Genomic DNA, 26,406 nt, shown 5'->3' with positions numbered 1-26,406 from the left:
CTCGGTCTCACTGAGCTCGCGCGCACCGGGCGTCATCCGCCCTGCACCTGCGCGAGGAGCGCCCGCGCGCCTGCGGCGAGGTCGGCGACCCGGGTCGCCGCGTCGGCGGCGGACGAGCCGCGGACATCGAGGTAGAGCTTCAGCTTCGGCTCGGTGCCGCTCGGACGCACGATCACCCGGGCGTCCTCGGCGAGCCACAGCCGCAGCACGTCTCCCGGCGGCAGGTCGCCGAGCCCGTCGCGCAGGTCCTCGAACCGCTCGACGGCGACCGTGCCGATGCGGACGGGCGGGTCGGCGCGGAGCGCCGCCATCACCCGGTCGATCGCCGACAGGTCGTCCACGCGCACCGAGATCTGGTCGCTGGCGAAAAAGCCGAAGGTCTCGTCGAACTCGCGCAGCACGTCGGCGAGCATCCGCCCCTCGGCGCGCGCGTCGGCGACGATGCCGAGAAGGGCGATCGCGGCGGAGATCCCGTCCTTGTCGCGCACCGTCTCGGGGTTGACGAGGTATCCCAGCGCCTCCTCGAAGCCGTAGACGATCCCCGGCGCGCGAGAGATCCACTTGAAGCCGGTGAGGGTGGCGTGGAAGTCCAGGCCGTAGTGCCGCGCGACGGCTTCGAGCCCGGGGGAGGAGACCAGAGAGCAGGCGAGGGATGCCGCGGGCCCACGCCCCGCATGGGTCGAGGCCTCGCGCGCGGCCCGCCAGCCGAGGAGCAGGCCCACCTGGTTCCCCGTGAGCCGGCGCCAGCCGCCTTCGGCAGCCGGGTCGGGAAGAGCCACGGCGAGCCGGTCGGCGTCCGGATCGTTCGCGACGACGAGTTCCGCGCCCGCGGCGCGCGCGGTGGCGAACGCGAGGTCCATCGCTCCGGGCTCTTCGGGGTTGGGGAAGGCCACGGTGGGGAAGCGTCCGTCGGGGGCGGTCTGCTGCTCGACGAGCACCGGCTCGGGGTAGCCCGCCTCTGCGAGGATCTTCGACAGCGTCTCCCAGCCCACGCCGTGCATGGCGGTGTACACCCAGCGCAGGCCCGCAGCCCCGGGCCCCGCGGGGGCGACCTCCGCCGTCGCGCGAACGTAGGCGTCCACGACGCCCTCGTCGGCGAGCTCCCAGTCGTCCGAGCGCGGCAGCTCGTCGACCCGCAGGGTGTCGGCCACCCGCTGGATCTCGGCGGCGATCATGGCATCGGCGGGGGCGACGATCTGCGATCCGCCGTGGACGCCGCCGAGGTACACCTTGTAGCCGTTGTCGTTCGGCGGATTGTGGCTCGCCGTGACCATCACGCCCGCATCGGCGCCGAGGTGGCGGACAGCGAACGCGAGCACCGGGGTGGGGAGGAGCCGGGGGAGGACGACCACCCGCAGCCCCATCGCCGCCATGATCTCGGCGGAGTCGCGCGCGAAGACGTCGGAGTTCCGGCGCCCGTCGTACCCGATCACGACGAGCGGCGCATCCCCGCCGTCTCCCGCGCCGGTTGCACCCGCCGCCGCCCTCACGTACGCCGCGAGCCCCGCCGCAGCCTGCGAGACGAGCACCCGGTTCATCCGATTGCTCCCCGCCCCGAGCTCTCCGCGGAGCCCCGCAGTGCCGAAGGCCAGACGCTCCGAGAAGCGGTCGCCGAGGTCTGCGGTCGCGGCGGCGTCGCCGGCCTCGGCGCGCGCGATCAGATCGTCGAGCTCGGCGCGGGTCTCGTCGTCGGGATCCTGCGTGCGCCAGGCGCGGGCGCGCACGATGAGGTCGGAACCCTCCGGCAGAAGTGCGGTCACAGCTTCTCCACCACCCGCGCGAGCAGCGACGAGATCACCGGCTCGGCGTCGCGCCCGGCCTCGAGCACCTCGTCGTGGCTCAGCGGAGTGGTCTGGATGCCCGCCGCGAGATTGGTGATGAGCGAGAACCCGAGGATCTCCATGCCGGCCTGTCGGGCCGCGATCGCCTCGAGGGCGGTGGACATGCCGACGATGTCGCCGCCGATGCGCTCGGCCATCCGGACCTCGGCCGGGGTCTCGTAGTGGGGACCCCGGAACTGGCAGTACACCCCCTCGTCGAGGGTCGGGTCGACCGAGCGCGCGATCTCGCGCAGCCGCGCGGAGTACAGGTCGGTGAGGTCGATGAAGGTCGCGCCTTCGAGCGGCGAGGCGGCCGTGAGGTTGATGTGGTCGCTGATGAGGACGGGCTGCCCCGGATGCCACGTGCGGCGGATGCCGCCCGCGCCGTTGGTGAGCACCATGATGCGCGCCCCGGTCGCGGCGGCGGTCCGGACGCTGTGCACGACGCGGCGCACCCCGTGGCTCTCGTAGTAATGCGTGCGTGCTCCGATGACGAGCACCCGTCGGCCGGCGGGGGTGAGGATGCTCCGGATCGTGCCCACGTGACCCTCCAGCGCGGGTCGGCTGAACCCGGTCACCTCGGTGGCCGGAATCGTCGCGACGGTCTCGCCGAGCAGGTCGGCGGCCTTCCCCCACCCGCTGCCGAGGGTGAGGGCGATGTCGTGGTGGTCCACGCCCGTGTGGCGGGCGATGTCGTCGGCCGCCTGGGCGGCGACGGCGAACGGATCGGCGTTCGGGTCGTCGAGCGGATGGTCGCTGGGATGATGCATGAGATCACGATACGGACCAGATCCGACGCCCTGCCACTTCCCCGCCCCCGATCGGGCCCCCGCGGCTGTTTGAATGGAGGCATGTCGTTGAGCTTCGAGCGGACCCAGAGCGTGGCGATCCTGGGCGGCGGTCCCGGCGGGTACGAGGCGGCGCTGGCCGCCGCACAGCTGGGCGCCGAGGTGACCCTCGTCGAGCGTGCGGGCGTCGGCGGGTCGGCCGTCATCACCGACGTCGTCCCCTCGAAGACCCTCATCGCCACGGCCGACGCCGCCGTGGCGATCTCTGAGGCGAGCGACCTGGGTGTGCAGCTGTTCGCCCGCGGCGAGACGGGAAAGCCCCTCAAGCCCGAGATCGCGATCAACCTCGCGGCGGTGAACAAGCGGGTGCTGTCGCTCGCGCGCCAGCAGTCCGACGACATGCGGGCATCGCTCGTCGAGGCGGGGGTGCGCATCATCTCGGGCCACGGTCGACTCGAGGGGCGAAACGAGGTCATCGTCTCCACCGACATCGGCGGTACCGATTTCGACCGGGTCGAAGCCGACACCCTCGTCGTCTCGGTCGGCGCCTCGCCCCGTCAGCTGCCGAGCGCCAAGCCCGACGGGCAGCGCATCCTCACCTGGACGCAGCTCTACACGATGAATGCCCTCCCCTCGCACCTCATCGTCGTGGGATCAGGGGTCACCGGGGCCGAGTTCGCCTCGGCCTACATGAACCTCGGTGCCGAGGTCACGCTCATCTCGAGCCGCGACCAGGTGCTCCCGGGAGAGGATGCCGACGCCGCGACCGTGCTCGAGAAGGTGTTCAAGCGCGGCGGGATGACGGTGCTGTCGCGGTGCCGCGCCGAGAGCGTGGTCAACACCGGAGACGGCGTCCAGGTGACCCTGGGCGACGGTCGCGTCGTCGAGGGGAGCCACTGCCTGATGGCGGTCGGCGCCATCCCGAACACGGCGGGGATCGGCCTCGAGGAGGCCGGGGTGCAGATGACCGACTCCGGTCACATCCAAGTGAACCGTGTGGCGCGCACGAGCGTGCCGAACATCTACGCCGCCGGCGACTGCACCACCTTCGTGCCGCTCGCGTCCGTCGCCTCGATGCAGGGTCGCACCGCCGTCTTCCACGCCCTCGGCGACGTCGTCATCCCGCTGGAGCAGCGTCGGATCACCTCGAACATCTTCACCGCCCCCGAGATCGCCACCGTCGGATTCCAGGAGAAGGACGTCACCTCCGGTGCCGCCGACGGGCTCGTGCTGAAGCTGCCGCTCTCGGCCAACCCGCGGGCGAAGATGATGGGCGTGCGCGACGGGTTCGTGAAGCTGATCGCGCGCCGTGGAAGCGGCACCGTCATCGGCGGGGTCATCGTCGCGCCGCGCGCCTCGGAGCTGATCTACCCGATCGCGATCGCCGTCGAGCGTCGCCTCACCGTCGATCAGGTCTCGCGTGTGTTCGCCGTCTATCCCTCGCTGTCGGGCAGCATCACCGACGCCGCGCGCGCGATGCACATCGTCGACCGGCCGATGGACGCCGCCCAGGTCTGACCCGCCCGGTCGTTGAGCGAGCGCAGCGAGTCGAAACGCCCCCCACCCCTAGAATTCCCCCTGTGCCGATCAATCCCGCGGCGCGCTCGGCGCCCGGCGCCGACGCCGCCCCCGCAGCATCCCGCCCGATCGATCCTGCGCTGCTGACGATCCCCGACGGCGCGGTCGATGTCACCGTCGTCCGCGAGATCGACGGCCTGAGCTACATCGATCCGGACGACCCGGCGATGCCCTCCTACCGCGTGATCGCCAACAACCGTCAGCCCGTGGCGCTGCGCGACATGATGATCCTCCCGGTCCGCACGGGCTACATCGGCCAGGATCGTCTCAAGCCCGATCCCGCGCTCGTGCCGCCCACCGGGGCGGAAGCGGTGCCCGACGTCGACGTCGACACCGTCTACTTGCCCGTCCGCGACGGGGTCGCCTCGGCCCTCGTCTACCGCCCGCAGGGCGTCGCGCCCGGAGACATGCTGGGCGTCATCCTGTACGTCCACGGCGGCGGCTTCACCGTCGGCTCCGCGGCCGACACCGACTACATCACGCGGCGCCTGGCGAAGGACAACGGAGTCATCGTCGTCTCGGCCAACTACCGGCTGGCGCCCGAGTACCCGTTCCCGACCCCGCTCGACGACGTCGCCGACCTCTACGCGTGGCTGCGAACCGACGCCGGCCGAATCGGCGGAGACCCGGGGTGGGTGGCGGTCGCGGGCGACTCGGCCGGGTCCAACTTCGCCGCGGCGCTTCCGCTTCTCGTGCGCACGCGCGGGCTTCCCGCCCCCGACGCGGTGCTGATGTACGGCGCGTTCGTCGACTTCGTGCAGGAGCGGTGGCCGTCGTTCCAGGCGCAGGCGCCGCGGGGGATCGTGTACGACAGCGCGTTCTTCGGGTTCATCCGGGGGGCGTACCTGCCGACGACGGACTGGACCGACCCGCTCGCGAGCCCGATCTACGGCGACCTCGCCGGATATCCGCCGACCTTCCTCGCCACCGGCACCCACGACCCGATCGTCGATTCGGCGAAGGCATTCGCCGAGGCGCTCGCCGCCGAGGGCGTGCCGGTCGACGGCTACTTCCCCGAGGGCATGCCGCACGGGTTCTACTTCTTCCCGGGCGTGCAGTCGCCCGAGGGTGATGTGGCCTTCGAGCGCACGGCGGCCTTCCTCGCGCGGCATCGCGCCGCGTAGCGGGCCGCGCGCCGCCTCCCGCCGCCTCCTCACCGCGATCCGTCATTACGTGCGGCCTGGCGCGGCGTCGCACCGCACTTTTCGACGGGTCGCGCGAACGAGGGGGTGGTGCGAACGAGGGGCTCGTGCGAACCAGCGGGTCGCGCGACGGGGGTGTGTGCGCGGGGGCGCGCGGAGGAGGGATGCTCGGGAGCGGCCGCACCGCACCGCGCGCGCCCGCGCTACGCGATCGTCAGGAGCTGGTGTCCGGCCGCGACGGTCGTGCCGGGGTCGGCGTTGATGGATCCGACGGTGCCGTCTTTGTGCGCCTGGATGGGCTGCTCCATCTTCATGGCCTCGAGCACGACGACGAGGTCGCCCTTGACGACCTGCTGACCCTCGGCCACGGCGACCTTCACGATGGTCGCCTGCATCGGCGCCTTCACCGCGTCGCCCGAGGCGCCCGCGACGGCCGAGGCGGTGTGCGAGCGCCGCGAGGGCGGCACGGCGGCCGGTCGCCCGTTCGTGTGCGAGGTGGTGGCGACCCGGTCGGGAAGGCTCACCTCCAGACGCTTGCCGCCCACCTCGACGACGACCGTGTGGCGGCCGTCGCCAGCGGCGGGGGCGTCGAGCTCGCCGTCCCACGGCGGGATGTCATTGTCGAACTCCGTCTCGATCCAGCGCGTGTACACCCCGAACGCGCCGTTCTCAGCGGTGAAGGCGGGGTCGCGGACGACCTTGCGATGGAAGGGGAGGACCGTCGGCAGCCCCGCAACCTCGAACTCGTCCAGGGCCCGCCGCGCACGCTCGAGCGCCTCGTCGCGGTCGCGACCGGTGACGATGATCTTGGCCAGGAGCGAGTCGAACGCGCCCGAGACGCTGTCGCCGGCGGTGACGCCGGAGTCCAGGCGCAGGCCCGGCCCTCCGAAGGTCTTGAACACGTGGATGGGGCCCGGCTGCGGGAGGAACCCGCGACCGGGGTCCTCGCCGTTGATGCGGAACTCGATCGAGTGGCCCACCGGCGCCGGGTCGTCGTAGCCGAGCTCTTCGCCCTCGGCGAGCCGGAACTGCTCGCGCACGAGGTCGAGCCCGGTCACCTCCTCCGAGACGGGGTGCTCCACCTGCAGACGGGTGTTGACCTCGAGGAACGAGATGGTGCCGTCGGCGCCGATGAGGAACTCGCACGTCCCTGCGCCCAGGTAGCCCACCTCGCGGAGGATGGCCTTGGAGGCGTCGTAGAGGATGCGGTTCTGCTCCTCGGTGAGGAACGGCGCCGGGGCCTCTTCGACGAGCTTCTGGTGCCGGCGCTGCAGCGAGCAGTCGCGGGTGGAGACCACCACGACGTTGCCTGCGCTGTCGGCCAGGCACTGCGTCTCGACGTGCCGCGGCTTGTCGAGGTACTTCTCCACGAAGCACTCGCCGCGGCCGAAGGCCGCGATCGCCTCCCGCGTGGCCGACTCGAACATCTCGGGCACCTCGTCGAGAGTGCGCGCGACCTTGAGGCCGCGTCCGCCGCCGCCGTAGGCGGCCTTGATCGCGATGGGCAGTCCGACCTCCTCGGCGAACGCCACGACCTCGTCGGCGCCGGCGACCGGCCCGGGGGTGCCCGGCGCCAGCGGGGCGCCGACCTTTTCAGCGACGGCGCGGGCGGTGACCTTGTCGCCGAGGGCCTCGATCGCCTCGGGCGACGGCCCGATCCACACCAGGCCCGCGTCGATGACGGCGCGGGCGAACTCGGCGTTCTCGGCGAGGAACCCATAGCCGGGGTGCACTGCGTCGGCGCCGGAGCGGCGGGCGACCGAGAGGATCTTCTCGATCGACAGGTACGTCTCGGCGCTCGTCGAGCCGTCGAGCGCATACGCCTCGTCGGCGAGGCGGGCGTGGAGCGCGTCGCGATCCTGGTCGGCGTAGACGGCGACGGACGCCTTCCCGGCGTCGCGGGCGGCACGGATGACGCGGACGGCGATCTCGCCGCGGTTTGCGATGAGCACCTTGGCGATTCGAGGCATGGAGGCCAGCCTACCGACGCGGATGGTCGGTCATTTGACTGGTTCGTACAAGAACCGTCGAGAAACGTGGGCGTCCAACCACAATCGGCCGCTCACTCCTCGGTCGTCCAGAGCGAGGTCCAGGTGATGCCGTGGCGGGCGATCAGGCGCCGGAGGGTCGACAGCGACATCCCGACCACCGTCGAAGGGTCGCCCTCGACCCGTTCGATGAAGGCCCCGCCGAGGCTGTCGACGGTGAACGCGCCCGCGACCTGCAGCGGCTCGCCGGTGGCGACGTAGGCGTCGATCTCCGCGTCGGTGACGTCGGCGGCGAAGCTCACCGACGCTTCCGCGACGGCGTGCTCCTCATGTGCGGCCACGCCCGGGGCGATGCGGAACACGCTGTGGCCCGAGTGCAGCACGCCCGTACGCCCGCGCATCGCCCGCCACCGGGCGACGGCGACGTCGGGCTCGTAGGGCTTGCCGAGGATCTCGCCGTCCAGCTCGAACATCGAGTCGCCGCCGATCACGACGCCGTCGAAGGCGGGATCGTCCGCGACCACGCGCGCCGCGACATCCGCCGCCTTCCGCCGCGCGAGCAGCAGCACGTGCTCCTGAGGGCTGAGCGTGCGCCCCTCCGCGGTCTCGACGGCTGCGATCACCGCTTCCTCGTCGACATCCGGGGCGAGGGTCTCGGGCTCGATACCGGCGCCGCGCAGCAGCATCAGACGGGCGGGCGACGTCGAGGCGAGGAGCACGCGCATGACACCCACGCTAGCGAGGGAACGGGTCGCCGTCGGTCATAGAGTGGTCGGATGGATGTCGGTGACCACCTCGATCTCCGTATCGACGACGTCGCCCACGGCGGCGTGTTCGTCGCCCGCCACGGCGCAGGCGAGGGGGAGCGCGGCCGCGTCGTGTTCGTCCCCGACACCCTCCCCGGCGAGGAGGTCCGCGCGCGACTCGTCGACACGTCGAAGAAGGCGTTCTGGCGCGCGGAGGTCGTCGAGGTCCTGCGCGCCTCGCCCGACCGGCGCACCCATGTCTGGGCGCAGGCCGACCTCTCGACACCCCCGGCGAACCGCCCGGGCGGCGCCGACTTCGGCCACATCGCCCTCGAAGCCCAGCGCGCCCTGAAGAAGCGCGTGCTCGAGGATGCGCTCCGCCGCATCGGTGGCGCCGAGCGCGAGGTCACGATCGCCCCGGCAGGGATCGCAGGGGAGAGGGAGACCACGGATGCCACGCGCTGGCGCACCCGCGTGAGCCTCCATGTCGACGCCCGCGGCGCCGTCGGCCCGTACGCCGTGCGCAGTCACCGGGTGGTGCAGGTCACCGAGCTCCCCCTCGCCACCGCCGAGATCGAGGAGGCGATGTCGTCCCTCGGGAAGGTGGAGCCCGGCCGCGTCGACCTCGTCCGGCCCGCGGACGGTCAGGTGCGCGTCATCCGCCGTCCCGAACGCGGGCGCCGTGCGCCGGATCGCTCGCCCGAGGCTCGCGAGGTCGTCACGGAGCGCGTCGGTGATCGGGTCTTCCACGTCGACGCGGGCGGCTTCTGGCAGGTGCACCACCTGGCCGCTGTGACACTCACCGAAGTCGTCACGCGGGCTCTCGGCCGCTCGCGAGCCTTCGACCCCGAAGCCCTCCACCTCGATCTCTACGGCGGCGTGGGGTTGTTCGCCGCGGCCCTCGGCGACCTCGGCGGACCCGGCTCTCGGGTCGTCAGCGTCGAGTCCGACGCCCAGGCCACCGCGCACGCGACGACGAACCTCCAGGCGTGGCCGGCGATGCGGGCCGAGACCGGGCGTGTGGACCGCTGGCTTCCCCGGTTCGCGCACGACCTCGCCCGCGCTGATGCGGAGGCCCTCTCGCGAGGCACGATCCTGCTCGATCCGCCGCGCGCGGGTGCCGGGCGCCAAGTCGTCGACGCCGTCGCCGCCCTCGCGCCCGCCGCCGTCGTCTACGTCGCCTGCGACCCCGTCGCGCTCGCGCGCGACCTCCGCACCTTCCGCGACCACGGCTACGACACCGCCCTCGTCGAGGCGATCGACCTCTTCCCCCATTCGCATCACGTCGAAGCCGTGGCGGTGCTGACACCGGTCGCGCCTCGTGGATAGCGGGGTTCCGCGTGGATAGAGTGCTGACATGACCCGCGTGGCCCTCATCGACGACCACGAGTCGGTGCGCCTGGGGCTCGAAGCCGCCTGCGATCGCGTCGGCAATCAGACCGTGGTGTTCTCGGGCAGCTCGGTCGCCGAGTACATCGACTGGCGTGCCTTCAGCGCCTCGTCGCCTGCGGACGTCGTGGTGCTCGACCTCACTCTCGGCGACGGCACCACGGTCTCCGAGAACGTCCGCCGGCTCGTCCACGACGGCTCGAGCGTCATCATCCACAGCGTCGCCGATCGTCCGGAAGCCGTGCGAGAGGCGCTGCTGGCGGGGGCGGCCGGAATCGTCAGCAAGTCCTCCCGCATCGACGACGTCACCGCCGCCATCGACACCGTCTCGCGAGGGGAACCGCTGAACAACGTCGAATGGGCGAGCGCGGTCGAGGGAGACCGGGCCTTCGCAGACGCACAGCTGTCGGCGCGCGAGCGCGACGTGCTGCGCCTGTACGCGGCCGGCCTGCCGCTGCGCGCCGTCGCCGAGCGGCTCGGTGTCGCCTATTCCACGGCCAAGGAGAACATCACCCGGGTCCGGGTGAAGTACGTCGAGGTCGGACGGCCGGCCCCGACCAAGCTCGATCTCATGCGTCGCGCGATCGAGGACGGCATCCTCACCCCGCCGGCGGCTGACGGATCGGTCGGCCATGAGCGTCGGCGCTGAGGCGCAGCGGGCGGTGCCGCCCGAGATCGCCGGGCGCGTCCCGCAGGGGCCGGAGGGCGCGGCATCCCTCGGCTCGTTCACCCGCCGCCGGGTCGAGCGGGTCCTAACCATCGCCATCGCGATCGGATGCCTCATCCTCGGCGCCCAGGCTTTCGTCGACGCCCTCGGGCCCAGCGATGAGGCCCCCGGGTGGCACGTCCCGCTGATGGTCCTCACCTTCGGCCCGCTGGCGGCGATGCTGATCGCCTGCGCGGTGGGGCGCGGCGTGCGCTTCTTCGCGTCCCTGTTCTGCATCAGCTACGTCGTCGCGCTCGCCCTGTGGCCCGCGGCGACCGTCGGACAGCCGTCGGATCCCACCACGCAGCCGTGGATCTGGTACCTGGTCAACGTCGCCACCGTGGCATCCGTGGTCGTCGTGCCCTTCCTGTGGCAGGTCGCGTGGACCCTCATGGTGCCGATGTTCTTCGGGTCGGTGCGCATCCTCCAGACCGATGCGGCCCCGCAGCTGTGGATCCCGCTGGTGCTGGACGTCTCGTTCGCCCTCATCCTCGGGATGATGCTGATCACCCTCGGCCGGGTGTTCCGGCGGATCGCCGCCGACGTGGACGACGCGCGCACCAAAGCCGTCGCCAGCTATGCCCGCGCCGCAGCCGCCAACGCCGCGGAAGAGGAGCGGATCGCGGTGGCGGCGCTCATGCACGACAGCGTGCTGGCCGCCCTCATCGCCAGCGAACGGGCCGAGACCGAGCGTGAGCGCACGCTCGCGGTGGCGATGGCCCGCGAGGCGCTGACCCGCTTCGCCAACGCCGAGCAGGGGGTGGAGGAGGGGAGCGACGAACCCACCGACGCTCACACGCTCGCCGACGCCGTCGAACGCGCCGCCGAGAACCTGGGTGCTCGGCCCGCGCGCAGTCGCGACATCGAACCGGGAACCCCGCCGCTTCCGGGGCGCGTGGCCCGGGCGCTCACCCTCGCCGCGACCCAGGCCGTCGCGAATGCCGTCGAACACGCTCGCGGCGCGGGACTCGCCGTCCATCTGTCGGGGCGAATGGACCGCATCGCCGTCGTCGTCTCCGACACCGGGCAGGGCTTCGACCTGCATGCGATCCCGGATGACCGCCTCGGCATCCGGGCCTCGATCGTCGCCCGGGTGGCCGCGGTCGGCGGGGTCGCGATCGTCGAACCGACACCGCAGGGGACCACGGTGACCCTGGAATGGCGGCCGGTGACCGCATGATCAGCGTCCGCAGCATCCTCCTCGGCCTGGCCTTCGCCTTCACCGCCTACCTCGCGGCCCGCGGGCTGTGGTGGACCGAGGACGTGCAGAACCCCTCGCTGGTGATCGCGGCGCTGCTGCTCTACCTCCCCACCACCTGGCTCTGCATCTTCTGGGAGCCGCGCCTGGCCGCCGACGACGACGACCCGGTGGAGAGCTCCGTCACCGCCGGTGTGCGCGGTCCCACGCGCCTGCCGGTGTGGATCTCCCTCCTCGCCATCGCCAATGCCGTCGTCGTTCCTGCGGCGATCTCGATGGGGGTCACCGACGACATCCGCACCGAACCGTTCGCGACCTGGTACCTCGGGGGGATCGGCGCTCTCATGACGATCGTCATGGCCCGCCGCCGCCCGCTCTTCGCTTGGCTCGGCACGGTGATCCTCGCGGCGCTCTCGGCGCTGTGGATGGGCCCGCTGAACGCACTCGCGCTGGGGCTCGTGGGATCGGTGGTGTGGGTGGTCGTGGCGCAGCTGCTCATCCGCGGGCTCGACCGCGCGGCGCGCGACACCGCCCAGCTCGCCGAGCTTCAGCGGGTGTCATCGGCCTGGCAGGCGTCGCAGCTGACCCGCCAGCGCGAGCGACGCATCCAGGTGCAGCGTGCCCTTGCGATCGCGGGACCGCTCCTGACCCGCACCGTGTCGACCGGCGGTCGCCTGACTCCCGAGGAGCGACTCCAGGCGCGGCTGGCCGAGGGTCGACTGCGCGACGACATGCGGGGGCCGCGCCTCCTGGATGACGACGTGCGCGCCGAAGTCGAACGCCTCCGGCGGCGCGGCGCGTCGGTCACCATGCTCGACGAGGGCGGCCTCGACGGCATCGACGAGCGTTCGCTGGCGATCATCCGCTCGGAGCTCGCCGAGACGCTCCGCTCGGCCACGTCTGACCGGCTCTACATCCGGACGTCGCCGCACACGCGGGTCGCGGTGACCGTGGTCGGTCGCTCGGGCACCGAGAACGGGCTGTCCGACGAGGACGCCGTCGACCTGTGGCGCGAGATCGATCACCCCGGTCGCTGACAGCGGCGGGTCGCCCGCACGCGTCGTCCTCACACCCCGCCCACAGTCTGCGACCGCCGACACATCCGGGGGGAGGAGGCGAGGGGCGGCGAAGCCGCCCGCCCCTCGCCTGAGCGAACGGTTACCCGAAAACCGTTCGCGCAGCCAAACCGCTTGGACCGTCGAAGAGACGACGGGCGGTCGGGCCGAACGCAGAGCGTTCCAGCTCCTCCAGTATGCAAGGTCCGAAACGGTCTGTCTGTAGGTAGTTTGGGGGACAAATGGGCGATTTCGGGACTTTTTTTCAGCCCGCGTAGCGTCCCCAGCCCACCTCGCGACGCAGGGGCTGACGAAGCCCGCGCTGCGAGAGCGACCAGGCGCTCCGGGCGGCACGGTCGTCGGCCACGGCTTCGGCCGATTCGGCGGCGTACTCTTCGCTGACCACGGCGATGAGCGCCGCGAGCTCCTCTTCGGTGGGAGCGCCCCGGCGCACGTCGATCGCCACGGGGGGCAGGGGCGCACCGGGTGCGCCGGGCGTGTCCGTCGCCTCGGAGGGGATGTCGGGAGCCGCGCTCACAGCGGGATGTTCCCGTGCTTCTTCGGCGGCAGGCTCGCGCGCTTTCCCCGCAGCGAGCGCAGCGCCTTCGCGACGGCGACCCGGGTCTGGGCCGGTTCGATGATGCCGTCGAGCTCGCCCCGCTCGGCGGCGAGGAAGGGGGAGGCCACGTTGTAGGTGTACTCGTTGGCGAGGCGGGTGCGCACCGCCGCGACATCCTCTCCTGCCTCCTCCGCGCGCTTGATCTCGCCGCGGTAAAGGATGTTCACCGCGCCCTGGCCGCCCATGACCGCGATCTCGGCGGTCGGCCAGGCGAGGTTGACGTCGGCGCCGAGCTGCTTGGAGCCCATCACGATGTAGGCGCCGCCGTAGGCCTTGCGGAGGATGACGGTGACCAGCGGAACGGTCGCCTCGGCGTAGGCGTAGAGCAGTTTCGCGCCGCGGCGGATGACGCCCGTCCACTCCTGGTCGGTGCCGGGGAGGTAGCCGGGCACGTCGACGAGGGTCAGGATCGGCACCGAGAACGCGTCGCAGAAGCGCACGAACCGGCTCGCCTTCTCGCCGGCGTCGATGTTGAGGGTTCCCGCCATCTGCGACGGCTGGTTGGCGATGACGCCGACCGTGCGGCCCTCGACCCGGCCGAATCCGATGACGATGTTCGGGGCGAAGAGGGGCTGGACCTCGAGGAAGTCGCCGTCGTCGACCAGGTGCGAGATCACCCCGTGGATGTCGTAGGGCTGGTTCGCCGAGTCGGGGATGACGGTGTTCAGCGTGCGGTCGGCGTCGGTCGTCTCGAACTCGAACGCCGTCTCGTACACCGGCAGCTCCGACATGTTGTTGTCGGGGAGGAATCCCAGGAGCGTGCGGGCGTAGTCGATCGCGTCGTCCTCGTCCTCGGCGAGGTAGTGGGCGACCCCCGACCGGGTGTTGTGCGTGTGGGCGCCGCCGAGCTCTTCCATCCCTACGTCCTCGCCGGTGACGGTCTTAATGACGTCGGGGCCGGTGACGAACATCTGGCTGGTCTTGTCGACCATGATGACGAAGTCGGTGAGGGCGGGGGAGTACACCGCACCTCCCGCGGCGGGGCCCATGATGATCGAGATCTGGGGGATGACGCCGGAGGCGGCGGTGTTCAGTCGGAAGATCTCGCCGTACTTGCCGAGGGCGACAACGCCCTCCTGGATGCGCGCGCCGCCGGAGTCGAGGATGCCGATGACGGGCATGCCGCCGCGCAGGGCGAACTCCATGATCTTGATGATCTTGTCGCCCGCCACCTCGCCGAGCGAACCGCCGAAGGTGGAGAAGTCCTGCGCGTAGACCGCGACCGTCCGGCCGTGGATCGTGCCGGTGCCCGTGACCACCGAGTCGCCGTAGGGGCGGGACTTGTCCATGCCGAAGGCGGTGGTGCGGTGGCGGACGTATTCGTCGAACTCGACGAACGAGCCGGTGTCGACGAGCAGCTCGATCCGCTCGCGGGCGGTGAGCTTGTGCTTGGCGTGCTGCTTCTGCTGCGCCGTCGCCTCGGCGTCGAGAACGGCCTCCTGATAGCGCGCCCGAAGGTCTGCGATCTTGCCGGCGGTCGTGAAGAGGTCGGGCTGATCGGTCACGGGTTCCACCCTATCGGCGGGGGCCTGCCAGCCCTTGGAGGGTTCGCACAAGCGGTTCGGGGTTGCCCTGTGCGCGGCCCACGGCGCCCGCGGCATCCGTCCGTCGACGCCGCGCCCTGCGGCATCCGTCCTTCCTCCGCGCGCCCGCGGCATGAGACCGTCCCCCTTCCCGCGCGTGGCATCGGTCCTTCCCTCCCCTCCCCCCCGGGCGCCCGCGCCCGCGCCATCCGGCCGTTCCCCTCCCCGCGCGCGTACGATCGGCCCGCACGCGTACCTTCCGGGCCCTTCTGTACTCCGCTCGACCGATCGTCCTCACGCCAGCGCCCCGCGGGGCGCGAGGTGAAGGCCCTGCGCGAGTGCGCGCAGCACCTCGGCCTGCACTCGCGGCCAGTTGTGCACGATGTCGACATAGTCGAAGCGGAAGACCGTGTACCCGAGGGAGCGCAGGAGCCGGTCGTGGCGGATGTCCTTCCGCCGCTGCGCCGCATCGGAGTGATGCGCGAACCCGTCGATCTGGACCACCAGGCGATCTCCTATGAGACCGTCGACGGGTTGACCCCCGATCACCACCTGCTGCAGGACGCCCACGCCCACACGCCGCATCCCGTCCACGAACAGCGTCTCGAGGCCCGAGTCCGAGAGGGCCCCCGCGGTGTCGGCCAACTGGCGTGCGGCCGTGGTCTTCCAGGCGACCGCGCGGAGATGCGCGGATGCGACGACGCCGCGCTGGAGGGCCGACTCCCACACGACGAGGGCGTCGGCGAACGGGAGGCAGGCCGTGACCGCGGCCAGGACGTTCTCGATCGCGTCGACGAGTTGCCGCGCCGGAGCGAGAGTGACCGCCTGCGAACGGTGGAGCCGCGCGACATCCGACACGCTGCTCGAATGGGGCGGGAGGCGCACATGCGGGCGGGTCGTGCCGTCGGGGCGCCACAGGCCGAACGCGTCCGTGGCGCTCACGCAGGTCACGACGCCGCCGAGGGTCGCCGCGTGGCGCAGCCGCGAATCGAGGTCGGGCGCCACCACCCAGGTGCGTCGCAGGAGTTCAAGGCCCTGCTCGGTCATCGCTCGGCGGAGGGCGTCCGGGCGCCATCCGGTCTCGAGGAGGCTGGCGCGGTGCAGGTACCCCTGAGAGGGGAGGATGATGCGTCGCATCCGGTCAGCATCGCGACGTCGCAGGGCGGTCGACCGTGCCTCACGGCGATCTGGGGATGACTCGGCGCCGGCGCCACATGGGCAGGAACGGATGCCGCGACGGCGCCGTCTTCCGCGCGCGTACGACCGGCCGAGACGCGTACACCGCGCGCGCAAGGTCCGCCTGCCGGCCGATCGTACGCGCGAGGAGGGGGAGAAGAGGAGTGACCGCGCCTTATGCAAGCCCCCGCGCGCAGTGACCGCCCCCGCATAGGGTGAAGGCATGCCGATCCCCACCGACGGGTATCCCCGCGCCGCCGCCGTGAGCCCCCGCGTTCAGATCACCGAGTCCACCGACTCCACTAACGCCGACGTCCTCGCGGCCGCCGCGGCCGACCCCGACGGCTGGCCGCACCTGTCGGTGCTCCTCACCACGGACCAGCGCGCCGGTCGCGGCCGCCTCGACCGCAGCTGGACCACTCCGCCCGGCACTGCGCTGGCCCTGTCGGTCGTGGTCCGCGTGCCGGCGCTTCCCCTCGAGTCCCGCGGCTGGATCCCGCTCGTCGCCGGTGCCGCGATGGCCCGCGCGGTCGGCGCGCAACTGCGCGGCACGCCGCACTCGGCCACCCTCAAGTGGCCGAACGACGTCCTCGTCGACGGGGGCAAGGTCTGCGGCATCCTCGCCGAGGTCGTCGGAGGCGATCCCGACACCGTCGTCGTCGGCGCCGGAGTGAACACGCGGATGACCCGGGCAGACCTCCCGGTCGACACCGCCGTCTCGTTCGCCGCCCTCGGACTCACCTGCGACGACGACCGGCTGGTCGCCGACTTCCTCACGGCTCTGGACGAGCAGCTCACCGCACTCGTCACCGCGCGAGGCGATGCCGCGGCATCCGGCGTCTCGGGCGAGGTGAGCGCCCTGTGCTCGACCCTCGGCGCCGACGTCGCCGTGCAGCTGCCCGACGGCACCCGGCTCACCGGCCGCGCGGCGCGGCTCGACGCCGACGGACGGCTCGTCGTCGAAGACGCCACCGGCCGCGAGACCGCGGTATCTGCCGGAGACGTCGTGCACGTGCGCTGAGCCGATCGCGGGCCAGACCGCCGCGCGCCGGGTGTGGTGCGCCGGAATGTCCGCCGCTGCCCCGACAATGGGTGTATGACGCACCCGACCAGCATCGCCGGGCGTCCCGCCACTCCCGCACCGGGGGTGCCGACGCCCGAGCTGCGGATCGCGCGGGTGCGCTCGCACGCACGGAGGCTCTTCTGGTCGGCCCTCATCCTCATCGCGGTCTCCGGGGCGACCGGGTTCTTCTGGGGCAACCTCCCGGCGCCGCTGGAGAACTGGATGCTGCTGACCGCGGCGGCCGTTGTCGTGTTCCTCCTCGTGCTCCTTCCGTTCGTGGCCTGGTGGAGCCGCGTCTACACCATCACCACGCGCCGGGTCATCGAGCGTTCCGGCATCCTCGCGACCCGTCGCCGCGACCTTTCGCACGTCCGCGGCTACACCATCCAGGTGCGTCGCGGCATCCTGCAGCGGATGTGGGGAGCCGGGACCCTCACACTCTCCAACGGCGCCGACGAGCCGCTCCGGATGAAGAACATCCCCGGCGTGGTCCTCGTGCACGAGGTGCTCGTCGACCAGGTCGAGGTCAACCAGATCCTCGCGCATCGCGACGCGCAGGCCCTCCCTTCGGGTCCGATGCCGCCCGCGCCCCCTCCGCCCCTCCCGCAGCTCGGCTGACCTCCTTCATCCGGGTGATGGCGGGCGCCCGCGCGCGGACCGCGTCTGCGCAACCGACGTGGACTGCGCCAAGATGGAAGTTCGAGCGGAAGGATGTCCATGACCCTGCGAGTCGGAGTCGTCGGCGGTGGACAGTTGGCGCGCATGATGATCGCGCCGGCGGTCGAACTGGGTGTGGAGCTGCGCGTGCTGGCCGAGGACGACGGGATGTCGGCGGCGCTCGCCGCGACCGCGGTCGGCGATTACCGTGACGCCGACACCGTTGTGCGCTTCGCCCGCGACGTGGATGTCGTCACCTTCGACCACGAGCACGTGCCGCAGGATGTCCTCGGCGCTCTCGTCGACGCCGGCATCGCCGTGCGGCCCGGGCCGCACGCGCTGCGGTTCGCGCAGGACAAGCTGCACATGCGGCGACGCCTGGACGAGCTCGGCATGCCCCAGCCCGACTGGGCGGCGGTCAGCGACGCCGCCGGGATCGAGGCGTTCCTCGCCGAACACGGCGGCCGCGCCGTGGTGAAGACGCCGAGGGGCGGGTACGACGGCAAGGGCGTGCGGGTGGTGTCGTCGGCGCACGAGGCCGACGACTGGTTCACGGCGCTCGCCGAAGACGGTCGCGGCGGCGAGCTCCTCATCGAAGAGCTCGTGCCTTTCATTCGCGAGCTCGCCCAGCAGGTCGCGCGCCGCCCCTCGGGCGAGGTGCGGGCGTACCCGCTCGTCGAGACCGTGCAGCGCGATGGGGTGTGCGCCGAGGTGCTCGCTCCCGCGCAGCGCACCGGCGAGCGCGAGCAGCAGGTCACCAGCGAGATCGCCGTCGGCATCGCCGAGGGACTGGACGTGTCAGGGATGCTGGCGGTCGAGCTGTTCGAGACCGCCGACCGGGTACTCGTCAACGAGCTCGCGATGCGACCGCACAACAGCGGTCACTGGACCCAGGACGGGGCCGTCACCAGCCAGTTCGAGCAGCATCTGCGCGCCGTGCTCGACCTGCCGCTGGGCGACTCCTCGCCCAAGGCGACGTGGACCGTGATGATCAACATCCTCGGCGGGCCCGCCGAGGGCGGCCTCGTCGAGCGATTCGGCGACGCGATGGCACGCCACCCCGAGGCGAAGGTGCACACGTACGGCAAGTCACCGCGGCCCGGACGCAAAGTGGGGCACGTCAACGTCTCGGGCGACGACCTCGACGACGTCGCCTACGCTGCGCGGGCGGCAGCGGCGGTGTTCGTGGACTGAGCCGGCGCTTGCGCGCCGACGGCACCTCAGCACCGGCGCTTGCGCGCCGACGGCACCTCAGCACCGGCGCTTGCGCGCCGTTGCGGGCTTCTTCCAGTTCGGCGCCCTACCCTTGTCGGGTGACTGGGTCTTTCGCGAGCGCTGAATCCGACGCGCGCACCGCTCTGCATCACGACACCCCGCTGCACGCGGCCACCGATCCGCTGGTCGGCGTGGTCATGGGGTCCGACTCCGACTGGCGAGTCATGAGCGACGCCTCCCAGGTGCTCACCGACTTCGGCATTCCGCACGAGGTCGAGGTCGTCTCGGCGCACCGCACGCCCGACAAGCTCATGGCCTACGGGCGCGGGGCGCGGTCCCGCGGCATCCGGGTGGTCATCGCCGGCGCCGGAGGCGCCGCGCACCTGCCGGGCATGCTCGCCTCGGTCACCGCCCTTCCCGTCGTCGGCGTGCCGGTGCAGCTGGCGACCCTCGACGGACTCGACTCGCTGCTGAGCATCGTCCAGATGCCCGCAGGCATCCCCGTCGCCACCGTGTCGATCAACGGCGCCAAGAACGCCGGGCTCCTCGCCGTCCGCATCCTGGGCGCGAGCAACCCCCGCATCGCAGAGCAGGTCGAGGCATACGCCCGTGACCTCGAAGCCGCCGTCGAGGAGAAGAACCGTCGCCTGAAGGACTCGCTGTGAGCGTGGCGAGCCCGCCGCGCACCGCGGCGCACGGGTCATCCGGTGCGCGCAATCGCGTGCTCGAAGAGCGCCCCCTGCGCTTCCCCGACGCCGGCTCGCCCGCGATGATGACCAAGCGCGGCTGGTGGCTCGTCGGACTGAACTTCCTTCTCCCCGGCTCTGCGCAGGTCGTCGCCGGCAATCGCCGCCTCGGCCGGGTCGGCATCACCGCCACCCTGGTGTCGTGGCTCCTCGCGGTGGGCGCGGTCCTCACCTCCACCTTCGCGCAGACGGTGTTCCTCACCCTCGCGACCAACTGGTTCGTGCTCCTGCTCATCCAGGGGATCCTCATCGCCTACGCCGCGCTGTGGATCGTGCTGACGATCGACACCCTGCGGCTCGTCCGGCTCGTCCGCACCGGCCGGGGTGCCCGCTTCGGGATCGCCGCGTTCGCCGTCGCCCTGCTCGTCGTCGCGAGCGGCACCGTGGGCTACGCCGCGCAGGTCACGGGCACGGCGCGCGACACCCTCGGGGCAATCTTCGGCGTGAGCGGCCCCTCCGTTCCTCCCTCGGACGGGTACTACAACATCCTGCTCCTGGGCGCCGACAGCGGCGAGGGACGCGATTCGATGCGGTTCGACAGCATCTCGGTCGTGTCGGTGAACGCCGACACCGGTGCGACGACGATCACCGGCATCCCTCGGGACATGCCGCACTTCCCCTTCGCGCCCGGGCCGATGCAGGACCGCTATCCCGACGGGCACCAGGGGTTCGCCGATCCGAGCTGCGGGTGGGGGAGCGGCATCAACCAGCTCCGCACCGAGGTCGAGGTCTGCCAGGACGGCAACGCCCTCTACCCCGACGCCGTCGCGAACGGCTCGGCTCCCGGGATCGAGGCGACGAAGGATGCCGCCGAAGGCATCCTCGGGATCGAGATCCCGTATTACGTCTTCATCGACATGCACGGCTTCGCCTCGCTCGTCGACGCGCTCGGCGGGGTCGAGATCGAGGTGACCGAGCGGCTGCCCAAGGGCGGCGGGCCGCAGTACGACGGACAGCCCGCCGAGGAGTGGGCGATCGGCTGGATCGAGCCGGGCCTGCAGCGCATGGACGGCGACACCGCCCAGTGGTACGCCCGTTCGCGCTACACCACGAGCGACTTCGACCGGATGCAGCGTCAGCGCATTCTGCAGCAGGCGATCCTCAACCAGTTCACGCCGCAGACGGTGCTGACCCGGTTCCAGGACATCGCCGCCGCCGGCGCCGACATCGTCCAGACCGACCTGCCGCAGTCGCTCCTGCCCTACCTCGCCGACCTGGCGCTGAAGGCGCAGGAGCAACCGGTCACGACGATCGAGCTCATCCCCGAGTTCGGCATCGACGAGTACGACCCCGACTACGCCTACGTGCAGGAGCTCGTGCGCAACGCCCTGCATCCGCCCACCCCGACGCCGACGCCGGAGGGCTGATGACCGCCACGCTCCGAGTCATGCTCGACCAGGTCGCGGTGCCGACCGATCACGATCTCGCCGAAGCATCCCGCGAACTCGCACGCGCGCTCGTGGCCGGGGCCCCCTCGGGGACCGACGTCGAGGCGGTCGTGCCGGCGCAGACGGATGCCACGGCGCTGCGTGCCGCCGTCCCCGGCCTCGCGGGGGTGCATGCTGCGGCGCTGCCGCGCCGCGAGCTCGCCATGGCCGTGCAGCTGGGCGCGCCGACGGGCATCGGTGGTGGGATGATCCACTCGCCGACGCTGCTCGCGCCGCTCGTCCGCCACGACCGGGTGCACAACCACGACCAGACGGTCGTCACGGTCTGGGACAGCCGGGCCTGGGATGCGCCGGGAGAGCTCTCGCGTGGAGCGCTGTCGTTCCAGCGGGCGATGATCAAGCGCGCCGCCAAGCATGCCGACGCCGTCGTCGTGCCGACCCATGCGCTCGCACGGCGGATCGCCGGGGTCGTGAACCTGGGGGAGCGGATCCGCGTGATCCCCGGCGCATCGCCGCTCGGCTTCGCCGTGCCGAACGACGAGGTCGGGCGCCGGCGTGCCCTCGACCTGCCCGAGGGGTTCGTGCTGCTCGCCGGGTCGGCATCGCGCGCCTCGGACGGGCTTGCGGTCGGGCTGGGCGCGGTGGCGCGGTCGGGCGTGGATCTGCCCGTCGTCGTCATCGACGCGCCCGAGGGGGAGGAGCCGGCGATCGCCGACCTCGCCGAGGCCGCGGGGCTGCCGGAGCGTCGCCTGCACGTGCGGGGCGCGCTGGAGACCTGGGACCGGGCGGCCGTGTTCGGTGCGGCGCTGGCGTTCCTCGCGCCGTCGCGGCGTGAGGCGTTCCCCTGGCGCGTCGTGGACGCGCTGACCCTCGGCGTGCCGGTGCTCGCCGCGGCATCCGATTCGCACGCCGAGGTGATCTCGGACGGCGGTCAGCTCGTCGACGAGTCGGAGGACGCTGTGCTCGGTGAGGCGCTCGGCGCTGCCCTGGCCGAGGCGCTCGGGTCGGTGTCGGCCGCCGAGCGGCTGGGCGTCCTCGCCGCTGATCGTGGTCGGGCGTTCTCGTGGGCCGGCTCGAGCGATCGTGTCTGGCAGCTGCACGCCGACCTTTGAATCATCAGGTGTGTCGCGCGATGCTACGGTGTCTGGCGGATCGGGTTTCCCGTCCAACGGCAATAATCCGCGACTCTCAGACGACCAGGGGCCTCGATAAATGGGTGGATCGACAGATGGCCGCGTACTGATCACCGGCGGCGCAGGGTTCATAGGGTCTCGCTTGGCCCGTCGACTGCGTGACGAGGGTCGCGATGTCGTCGTCCTCGATTCAATGTCGCCGCAGGTTCATGGCGATGTACCTGCCGACGAAATGGCGGCCCTTCACGAGTTGCGGACCGTCGCCGACGTCATCGTGGGGTCCGTGACGTCTGATTCCGACCTCCGCCAAGCTTTACGAGGGGTCTCGGAGATCGTTCATCTGGCCGCGGAGACGGGCACGGGCCAGTCCATGTACCAGATAGACAAATACGTGTCCGTCAATGTTGGGGGCACGGCGAAGATTCTGGACCTCCTCACCAGGGAACCGCACGGTGTCAAGCGAATCGTCGTCGCATCGTCGCGGTCGATCTACGGTGAGGGGTCTTATCGAACCGAGGACGGTCGCACAGTTCACCCACCGCATCGCGCGGAGACCGATCTGGAGGTCGGGGACTTCGACGTCCATATGCCCGGAGAGGGCCGCATCGAGGTCATTCCCACGGCCGAGGACGCGCGACTCCACCCATCCAGTGTCTACGGGATCACGAAGCAGATGCAGGAGTCGCTCGTGATGACCGTCGCCCCTACCTTGGGGATCGAACCGGTTTCGCTCCGATACCAGAACGTCTACGGGCCTGGGCAATCGCTGCAGAATCCGTACACCGGCATTCTGTCCATCTTCTCCACACGCATCAGACAGGGACGGGAGATCCGGATCTTCGAGGACGGGCTCGAGTCACGGGACTTTGTTTACATCGACGACGTCGTTGCCGCTACCGCGCGGGCGGTGTCGCATCCTGACGCCGCTGGCGAGGTCTTCAACGTAGGCTCTGGTGTCCCGACAACGGTGCTCGAGGTGGTCGAAGCACTCTTCGACGCGTACGGGGCACGCGTCCACGCGAAGGTCACCGGGGAGTTCCGACTCGGCGATATCCGTCACAACATGGCAGACACACGCCGGATCCGCGAAGTCATGGACTTCGAAGCCCGCGTTACATTCCGCGAGGGTGTGCAGAGATTCGCGCAGTGGGTGATGAACGAGCCCATCGGTCGAGACGAGCTGGAACGGTCGCTCCACGAGATGACGCAGCGAAATCTCCTCAAGACCTCCCGCGCTGAGAAGCGCTGAGCGCAACGGCTGTCGCGGGGGTGACGGAAGCGATTCACTCGATCCGATTAGGGTTGACGCCATGTCTCGCGTGAGTGTGGTCATCCGGACGAAGGATCGGCCCTGGTTTCTCGCCCGCGCGCTCAAGGACGTCGCATCACAGCGGTTTCCTGTCGACGTCGTGGTTGTCAACGACGGTGGCGACGCCACGACGGTGGAGTCTGTTGTCGCGGGTAGTCCGATGGACGGCCGAGCGCGGGTGATACACCTCCCTGCAGGAGAAGGTGGCCGTTGCCGCGCAGCGAACACCGGAATCGCCGCGTCGAGAGCAGAGTTCGTCGTCCTTCACGATGACGATGACCTCTGGCGAGATGGATTTCTCGCGTCTTCGGTGCAATGGCTCGACGAACACCCCGACGATATCGGCGTGATGTGCCGAACGGAGATCCGCTACGAGAAGCTCGTGAATGGAACGTGGACGACCGTCGGAATTGCGCCCTTCTGGCCTGAGCTCGCGCGCATCTCGTTGTCGGAGATGCTCGAAGTGAATCGGGCGGTCCCCATCAGCTTCCTTTACCGAAGATCCGTCCACGACGAGGTCGGCGGATACGACGAGACGCTCGACGCGGTGGAAGATTGGGAGTTCACACTGCGTGTCCTCTCACGACACACGATCGGCTTCATCCCGGATGTCCTCGCGATCTGGACGCAACGACCCTCGGCCGCGGGCGCCGAGGCAAACAGCATGTTCGCGCTGTCGGCTGAACATCGGCGCGATGACTCGCTCGTGCGAGACAGGGAATTGAGAGAGTGGGTCGTGCGCGAGGGACCTGGGCTGCCTCTCATGATCGCGGGCGAGTTCGCCCGCCTGAGGGTCGAGCTCGAAGCGACCATCATCCGTGAGCTGAGTCGCTACAGCCCAATCATGGCCCTTGGCAGGAGGGGAGTGAGGGCCTGGAAGAGACGCCGGGGAACGCGGGAGTGATGAGACCTCTGCGACGACTCTGGCGTACCGCACGATCGGCCCCTTTTGTTGGCGCGTTCCTTCGCGGCGTGGACCGCCTGTGGTGGATCCGGGTGATCGCAGGCAGTCGGCTCGTCGATGCCGACTACTACCGAGCCCAACGCGGATGGCAGGTCGGTGGTGTTGCGCGCGCGACGCTGGACTACGTGTGGAGCGGGTTCCGAGAAGGTGTGTCGCCCAATCCGCTTTTCGACGAGCATCACGCAGGTGCGGGGCTTCCGGATGAGGGGAGGGTTCCTGCGCTCTACGCGTACCTCGTCAGCGACAGGCGAACTGTTTCCGTGCACCCTTGGTGGGACGCTCCGGAACACGGGGAGGACGACTCGCTCGGGGCGCTCGAGCAGGTGTGGGCGAGTTCGACCGATCCGACGATCGTCGCGCACATCGCAGGGCGCTCGATACCGGTGTCCATATCGGAGTGGCGACGTCTGGTCCTCTCTGCATTTTCGGGAGCGACGAACGCGGTGGGAGCTCCCTTCCGTGTTCGCAACCTGATTGTGCGCTCCATCCGTAGCGGGGGGATCGACGAGTACGCGAAAGTCGCCGCAGCCCTCGACGTTGCTTCGTCGGAGTGTGCCGTCCGCCTGATCTGCCTGGATCCCACGCCTTCGACGTGGTCCGCTGCCGCGCTTGCGGCCGCGCTCGTGCCCGAGACCGAAATCGTCCGCACATCGTCACCAGCCATTTCGGCGCGAGACCTTCTGATCTCGTTGGCGGACCGTGTCGAGCAAACGGTGGTTCTGACCGATCCTCGTGCGGTCCTGGGGCCGCGCGATTACCGCGAACTCCTCGATCACGGGGCCGACGAGCTCGTCGCCCCGGTGATGCTCGCCGTCGACGGGACTATCGATTCGGTCGGCGCGGTGCCCGTGTCCGACGCTGGCCGAGAAGGCATCGCGCGGCTCCTGGCGGGCCACCCCACCGAAGATCTCGCCGGCTTAGGTGGCCGAGCCATGCGGGTCCCCCTCTTGACGGGTTCCACTTTGGCGGTCCCGGCAGGTCTGCTCCGATCCTTCGATGAGTCGCCTTGGAAAGTAGAGAATCTCGGGCAGGGGCTCAGCGTGGCTGCTCATCGCATCGGTGTGCCTGTGACTGTTCTCACCTCGATGACGACGAGGTTGGACGATGCCGGAACTGAGTGGGACGAATCCGGCGACGTCGGGCCGTCGTCAGACATACCCGTCGACCGCGAGGCTGCGACCGCATTCTTCGAGGCGGCGGGATTCACGCTCGAGGGTTGGACCTGGTCGAGCACCGGCGCTGCTCGGCCGCGTCTGCGTCGGGTCAGCGACGCCCAGCGGTGGGCCATCAAGACGTGCGCCCCTGCCGGGCCAAAGGGCGAGGTCTGGGGAGACACTCACTTCGCGCGAGGCTTGGCAAATGCGTTGCGCCGGCTCGGTCACGAAGTCGTTGTGGACGCATTCGACGCAGCGAACCGGCCCACGACGTACCTCGACGATGTCCACGTGGTGATCCGAGGCCCCCGTCCGATCACGCCTCCTCAGAACGGCGTCCGAGTGGAATGGATCATCAGTCACCCAGACGAGATCACGAGGGATGAGCTGGCTCGATTCGATCTCCGATTCGCGGTCTCACCTGGATGGGCAGAACGGGTGACCGCTGAATGGGGCGTCTTGGTGAACCCGCTTCTGGAAGCAACGGACGCCGATCTCTTCGCGCCACGCGGGCACGCTCGCGGCGATGACATCGTGTTCGTCGGCACGGCCCGGGGAATACCGCGACCCTCTGTCGTGGCGCCGATCAACGCCGGTCTGAAGGTCATGGTGTACGGGCCTGATTGGCGTGGTTTCATACCGGCGAGCGCCATCGCTGCCAACACGATCCCGAATCGAGATCTGAGCGAGAGATACGAAACAGCCAAAGTCGTCCTCAACGATCACTGGCCGGCGATGCGTCGCGAGGGCTTCATGGCGATGCGGCCCTTCGACGTCGTCGCGGCCGGCGGCCGAGTCATCAGCGAGTCGGTGCCTCTCCTGCGGGACGTCTTCGAAGGTGCGGTCGTGGAGTACGAAGACGTCGACCAGTTGATCGAGCTTCTCCAGGGTGACATCGACGCCCTGTTTCCGGCGGAGTCCGAATTGCGGGCGATCGCACAGCGAGTTCGGGTCCATCACTCCTTCGATGCGAGGGCGGCGGACCTCGACGCGGCGGTGAGGCACTTCACAAACTCCGCCAGGTAGACTCCCCGGTTGAATGTGTACCG

At 70.6% G+C, this 26,406-nt stretch carries 22 protein-coding genes; 15 read left to right on the top strand and 7 right to left on the bottom strand.

All coding sequences use genetic code 11. The features are described from left to right. Positions 1-32: 32 nt before the first annotated feature. Both T9R20_RS12470 and T9R20_RS12465 read right to left on the bottom strand, forming a co-directional pair. A complete protein-coding gene (locus T9R20_RS12470) occupies positions 33-1,760 on the bottom strand; it encodes a phospho-sugar mutase (RefSeq protein ID WP_322409628.1) in 1,728 nt (575 codons plus the stop codon). Beyond that, positions 1,757-2,590 carry a purine-nucleoside phosphorylase gene (locus T9R20_RS12465; RefSeq protein WP_322409627.1) on the bottom strand — a complete coding sequence of 278 codons (834 nt, stop codon included), beginning with the start codon at positions 2,588-2,590 and terminating at the stop codon, positions 1,757-1,759. The genes T9R20_RS12470 and T9R20_RS12465 overlap by 4 nt, the downstream gene beginning before the upstream one ends. 81 nt (positions 2,591-2,671) lie before the next feature. Here T9R20_RS12465 and T9R20_RS12460 point away from each other — a divergent pair, with 81 nt between their 5' ends. Next, positions 2,672-4,126 (top strand): NAD(P)H-quinone dehydrogenase, encoded by a 1,455-nt coding sequence (locus tag T9R20_RS12460; RefSeq protein ID WP_322409626.1) that lies wholly within the window; start codon positions 2,672-2,674, stop codon positions 4,124-4,126. 62 nt (positions 4,127-4,188) lie between these two features. After that, positions 4,189-5,310: an alpha/beta hydrolase gene (locus T9R20_RS12455; RefSeq protein WP_322409625.1), complete on the top strand. Its 1,122-nt coding sequence runs from the start codon at positions 4,189-4,191 to the stop codon at positions 5,308-5,310. 221 nt (positions 5,311-5,531) lie between these two features. On the opposite strand, the gene T9R20_RS12450 is transcribed toward T9R20_RS12455, so the two are convergent. Both T9R20_RS12450 and T9R20_RS12445 read right to left on the bottom strand, forming a co-directional pair. Beyond that, complete coding sequence (locus T9R20_RS12450; RefSeq protein ID WP_322409624.1) at positions 5,532-7,298, bottom strand: acetyl/propionyl/methylcrotonyl-CoA carboxylase subunit alpha; 1,767 nt, start codon at positions 7,296-7,298, stop codon at positions 5,532-5,534. Between the two features lie 92 nt (positions 7,299-7,390). Further along, positions 7,391-8,041 (bottom strand): Maf family protein, encoded by a 651-nt coding sequence (locus T9R20_RS12445; protein WP_322409623.1) that lies wholly within the window; start codon positions 8,039-8,041, stop codon positions 7,391-7,393. Positions 8,042-8,092: 51 nt separating this feature from the next. On the opposite strand from T9R20_RS12445, the gene T9R20_RS12440 reads away from it, so the two are divergent. The 4 genes from T9R20_RS12440 to T9R20_RS12425 are packed head-to-tail and all read left to right on the top strand — an operon-like array spanning position 8,093 to position 12,392. Then, positions 8,093-9,391, top strand: a complete 1,299-nt coding sequence (locus T9R20_RS12440) for a class I SAM-dependent RNA methyltransferase (RefSeq protein WP_322409622.1) — start codon at positions 8,093-8,095, stop codon at positions 9,389-9,391. A gap of 28 nt (positions 9,392-9,419) precedes the next feature. Continuing rightward, complete coding sequence (locus T9R20_RS12435; RefSeq protein WP_322409621.1) at positions 9,420-10,100, top strand: response regulator transcription factor; 681 nt, start codon at positions 9,420-9,422, stop codon at positions 10,098-10,100. Continuing rightward, a complete protein-coding gene (locus T9R20_RS12430) occupies positions 10,084-11,337 on the top strand; it encodes a sensor histidine kinase (protein ID WP_322409620.1) in 1,254 nt (417 codons plus the stop codon). Before T9R20_RS12435 ends, T9R20_RS12430 begins: the two co-directional genes overlap by 17 nt. Continuing rightward, positions 11,316-12,392, top strand: coding sequence for a hypothetical protein (locus tag T9R20_RS12425; RefSeq protein ID WP_322409619.1), 1,077 nt, complete (start codon positions 11,316-11,318; stop codon positions 12,390-12,392). Before T9R20_RS12430 ends, T9R20_RS12425 begins: the two co-directional genes overlap by 22 nt. 283 nt (positions 12,393-12,675) lie before the next feature. Here the strand turns inward: T9R20_RS12425 and T9R20_RS12420 are convergent, their stop codons facing one another. The 3 genes from T9R20_RS12420 to T9R20_RS12410 form a co-directional block, all read right to left on the bottom strand. Further along, on the bottom strand, positions 12,676-12,948 hold the full coding sequence (locus T9R20_RS12420; protein WP_322409617.1) for an acyl-CoA carboxylase subunit epsilon: 273 nt from the start codon (positions 12,946-12,948) through the stop codon (positions 12,676-12,678). Beyond that, a complete protein-coding gene (locus T9R20_RS12415; RefSeq protein ID WP_322412175.1) occupies positions 12,945-14,543 on the bottom strand; it encodes an acyl-CoA carboxylase subunit beta in 1,599 nt (532 codons plus the stop codon). Before T9R20_RS12415 ends, T9R20_RS12420 begins: the two co-directional genes overlap by 4 nt. Positions 14,544-14,846: 303 nt before the next feature. Further along, positions 14,847-15,689: an endonuclease domain-containing protein gene (locus T9R20_RS12410; RefSeq protein WP_322409616.1), complete on the bottom strand. Its 843-nt coding sequence runs from the start codon at positions 15,687-15,689 to the stop codon at positions 14,847-14,849. Between the two features lie 262 nt (positions 15,690-15,951). Between T9R20_RS12410 and T9R20_RS12405 the strand changes: the two genes are divergently transcribed. From T9R20_RS12405 to T9R20_RS12365, 9 genes are all read left to right on the top strand, one after another. Next, the gene (locus T9R20_RS12405; protein ID WP_322409615.1) at positions 15,952-16,749 is read left to right on the top strand and encodes a biotin--[acetyl-CoA-carboxylase] ligase; all 798 of its coding nucleotides are present in this window, start codon (positions 15,952-15,954) and stop codon (positions 16,747-16,749) included. Between the two features lie 75 nt (positions 16,750-16,824). After that, a complete protein-coding gene (locus T9R20_RS12400; protein ID WP_322409614.1) occupies positions 16,825-17,409 on the top strand; it encodes a PH domain-containing protein in 585 nt (194 codons plus the stop codon). Between the two features lie 99 nt (positions 17,410-17,508). After that, positions 17,509-18,642 carry a 5-(carboxyamino)imidazole ribonucleotide synthase gene (locus T9R20_RS12395; RefSeq protein WP_322409613.1) on the top strand — a complete coding sequence of 378 codons (1,134 nt, stop codon included), beginning with the start codon at positions 17,509-17,511 and terminating at the stop codon, positions 18,640-18,642. Between the two features lie 218 nt (positions 18,643-18,860). Next, on the top strand, positions 18,861-19,328 hold the full coding sequence (gene purE, locus T9R20_RS12390) for a 5-(carboxyamino)imidazole ribonucleotide mutase (RefSeq protein ID WP_322412174.1): 468 nt from the start codon (positions 18,861-18,863) through the stop codon (positions 19,326-19,328). Further along, positions 19,325-20,776, top strand: a complete 1,452-nt coding sequence (locus T9R20_RS12385; protein WP_322409612.1) for an LCP family protein — start codon at positions 19,325-19,327, stop codon at positions 20,774-20,776. Before purE ends, T9R20_RS12385 begins: the two co-directional genes overlap by 4 nt. Further along, positions 20,776-21,909 (top strand): glycosyltransferase, encoded by a 1,134-nt coding sequence (locus tag T9R20_RS12380; protein WP_322409611.1) that lies wholly within the window; start codon positions 20,776-20,778, stop codon positions 21,907-21,909. The genes T9R20_RS12385 and T9R20_RS12380 overlap by 1 nt, the downstream gene beginning before the upstream one ends. A gap of 100 nt (positions 21,910-22,009) precedes the next feature. Beyond that, on the top strand, positions 22,010-23,179 hold the full coding sequence (locus T9R20_RS12375) for an NAD-dependent epimerase/dehydratase family protein (RefSeq protein WP_322409610.1): 1,170 nt from the start codon (positions 22,010-22,012) through the stop codon (positions 23,177-23,179). A 61-nt stretch (positions 23,180-23,240) separates the two neighbouring features. Beyond that, positions 23,241-24,143 (top strand): glycosyltransferase family 2 protein, encoded by a 903-nt coding sequence (locus T9R20_RS12370; RefSeq protein ID WP_322409609.1) that lies wholly within the window; start codon positions 23,241-23,243, stop codon positions 24,141-24,143. A 68-nt stretch (positions 24,144-24,211) separates the two neighbouring features. Beyond that, positions 24,212-26,383 carry a glycosyltransferase gene (locus tag T9R20_RS12365; RefSeq protein WP_322409608.1) on the top strand — a complete coding sequence of 724 codons (2,172 nt, stop codon included), beginning with the start codon at positions 24,212-24,214 and terminating at the stop codon, positions 26,381-26,383. Positions 26,384-26,406: the final 23 nt, after the last annotated feature.

This window comes from Microbacterium invictum (assembly GCF_034421375.1).
Classification (GTDB): domain Bacteria; phylum Actinomycetota; class Actinomycetes; order Actinomycetales; family Microbacteriaceae; genus Microbacterium; species Microbacterium invictum_A.
The sequence above is the reverse complement of the archived record's forward strand: the minus strand, read 5'-3'. Positions and strand labels throughout refer to the sequence as shown.

Excerpts from the sequence above, each read along its gene's own strand:
- T9R20_RS12405 (WP_322409615.1), top strand. The coding sequence starts at position 15,952 with ATGCCGATCCCCACCGACGGGTATCCCCGCGCCGCCGCCGTGAGCCCC.
- purE (WP_322412174.1), top strand. The coding sequence starts at position 18,861 with ATGGGGTCCGACTCCGACTGGCGAGTCATGAGCGACGCCTCCCAGGTG.
- T9R20_RS12395 (WP_322409613.1), top strand. The coding sequence starts at position 17,509 with ATGACCCTGCGAGTCGGAGTCGTCGGCGGTGGACAGTTGGCGCGCATG.
- T9R20_RS12400 (WP_322409614.1), top strand. The coding sequence starts at position 16,825 with ATGACGCACCCGACCAGCATCGCCGGGCGTCCCGCCACTCCCGCACCG.
- T9R20_RS12370 (WP_322409609.1), top strand. The coding sequence starts at position 23,241 with ATGTCTCGCGTGAGTGTGGTCATCCGGACGAAGGATCGGCCCTGGTTT.
- T9R20_RS12430 (WP_322409620.1), top strand. The coding sequence starts at position 10,084 with ATGAGCGTCGGCGCTGAGGCGCAGCGGGCGGTGCCGCCCGAGATCGCC.
- T9R20_RS12380 (WP_322409611.1), top strand. The coding sequence starts at position 20,776 with ATGACCGCCACGCTCCGAGTCATGCTCGACCAGGTCGCGGTGCCGACC.
- T9R20_RS12465 (WP_322409627.1), bottom strand. The coding sequence starts at position 2,590 with ATGCATCATCCCAGCGACCATCCGCTCGACGACCCGAACGCCGATCCG.
- T9R20_RS12410 (WP_322409616.1), bottom strand. The coding sequence starts at position 15,689 with ATGCGACGCATCATCCTCCCCTCTCAGGGGTACCTGCACCGCGCCAGC.
- T9R20_RS12445 (WP_322409623.1), bottom strand. The coding sequence starts at position 8,041 with ATGCGCGTGCTCCTCGCCTCGACGTCGCCCGCCCGTCTGATGCTGCTG.
- T9R20_RS12435 (WP_322409621.1), top strand. The coding sequence starts at position 9,420 with ATGACCCGCGTGGCCCTCATCGACGACCACGAGTCGGTGCGCCTGGGG.
- T9R20_RS12460 (WP_322409626.1), top strand. The coding sequence starts at position 2,672 with ATGTCGTTGAGCTTCGAGCGGACCCAGAGCGTGGCGATCCTGGGCGGC.
- T9R20_RS12425 (WP_322409619.1), top strand. The coding sequence starts at position 11,316 with ATGGCGGCCGGTGACCGCATGATCAGCGTCCGCAGCATCCTCCTCGGC.
- T9R20_RS12450 (WP_322409624.1), bottom strand. The coding sequence starts at position 7,298 with ATGCCTCGAATCGCCAAGGTGCTCATCGCAAACCGCGGCGAGATCGCC.
- T9R20_RS12375 (WP_322409610.1), top strand. The coding sequence starts at position 22,010 with ATGGGTGGATCGACAGATGGCCGCGTACTGATCACCGGCGGCGCAGGG.
- T9R20_RS12440 (WP_322409622.1), top strand. The coding sequence starts at position 8,093 with ATGGATGTCGGTGACCACCTCGATCTCCGTATCGACGACGTCGCCCAC.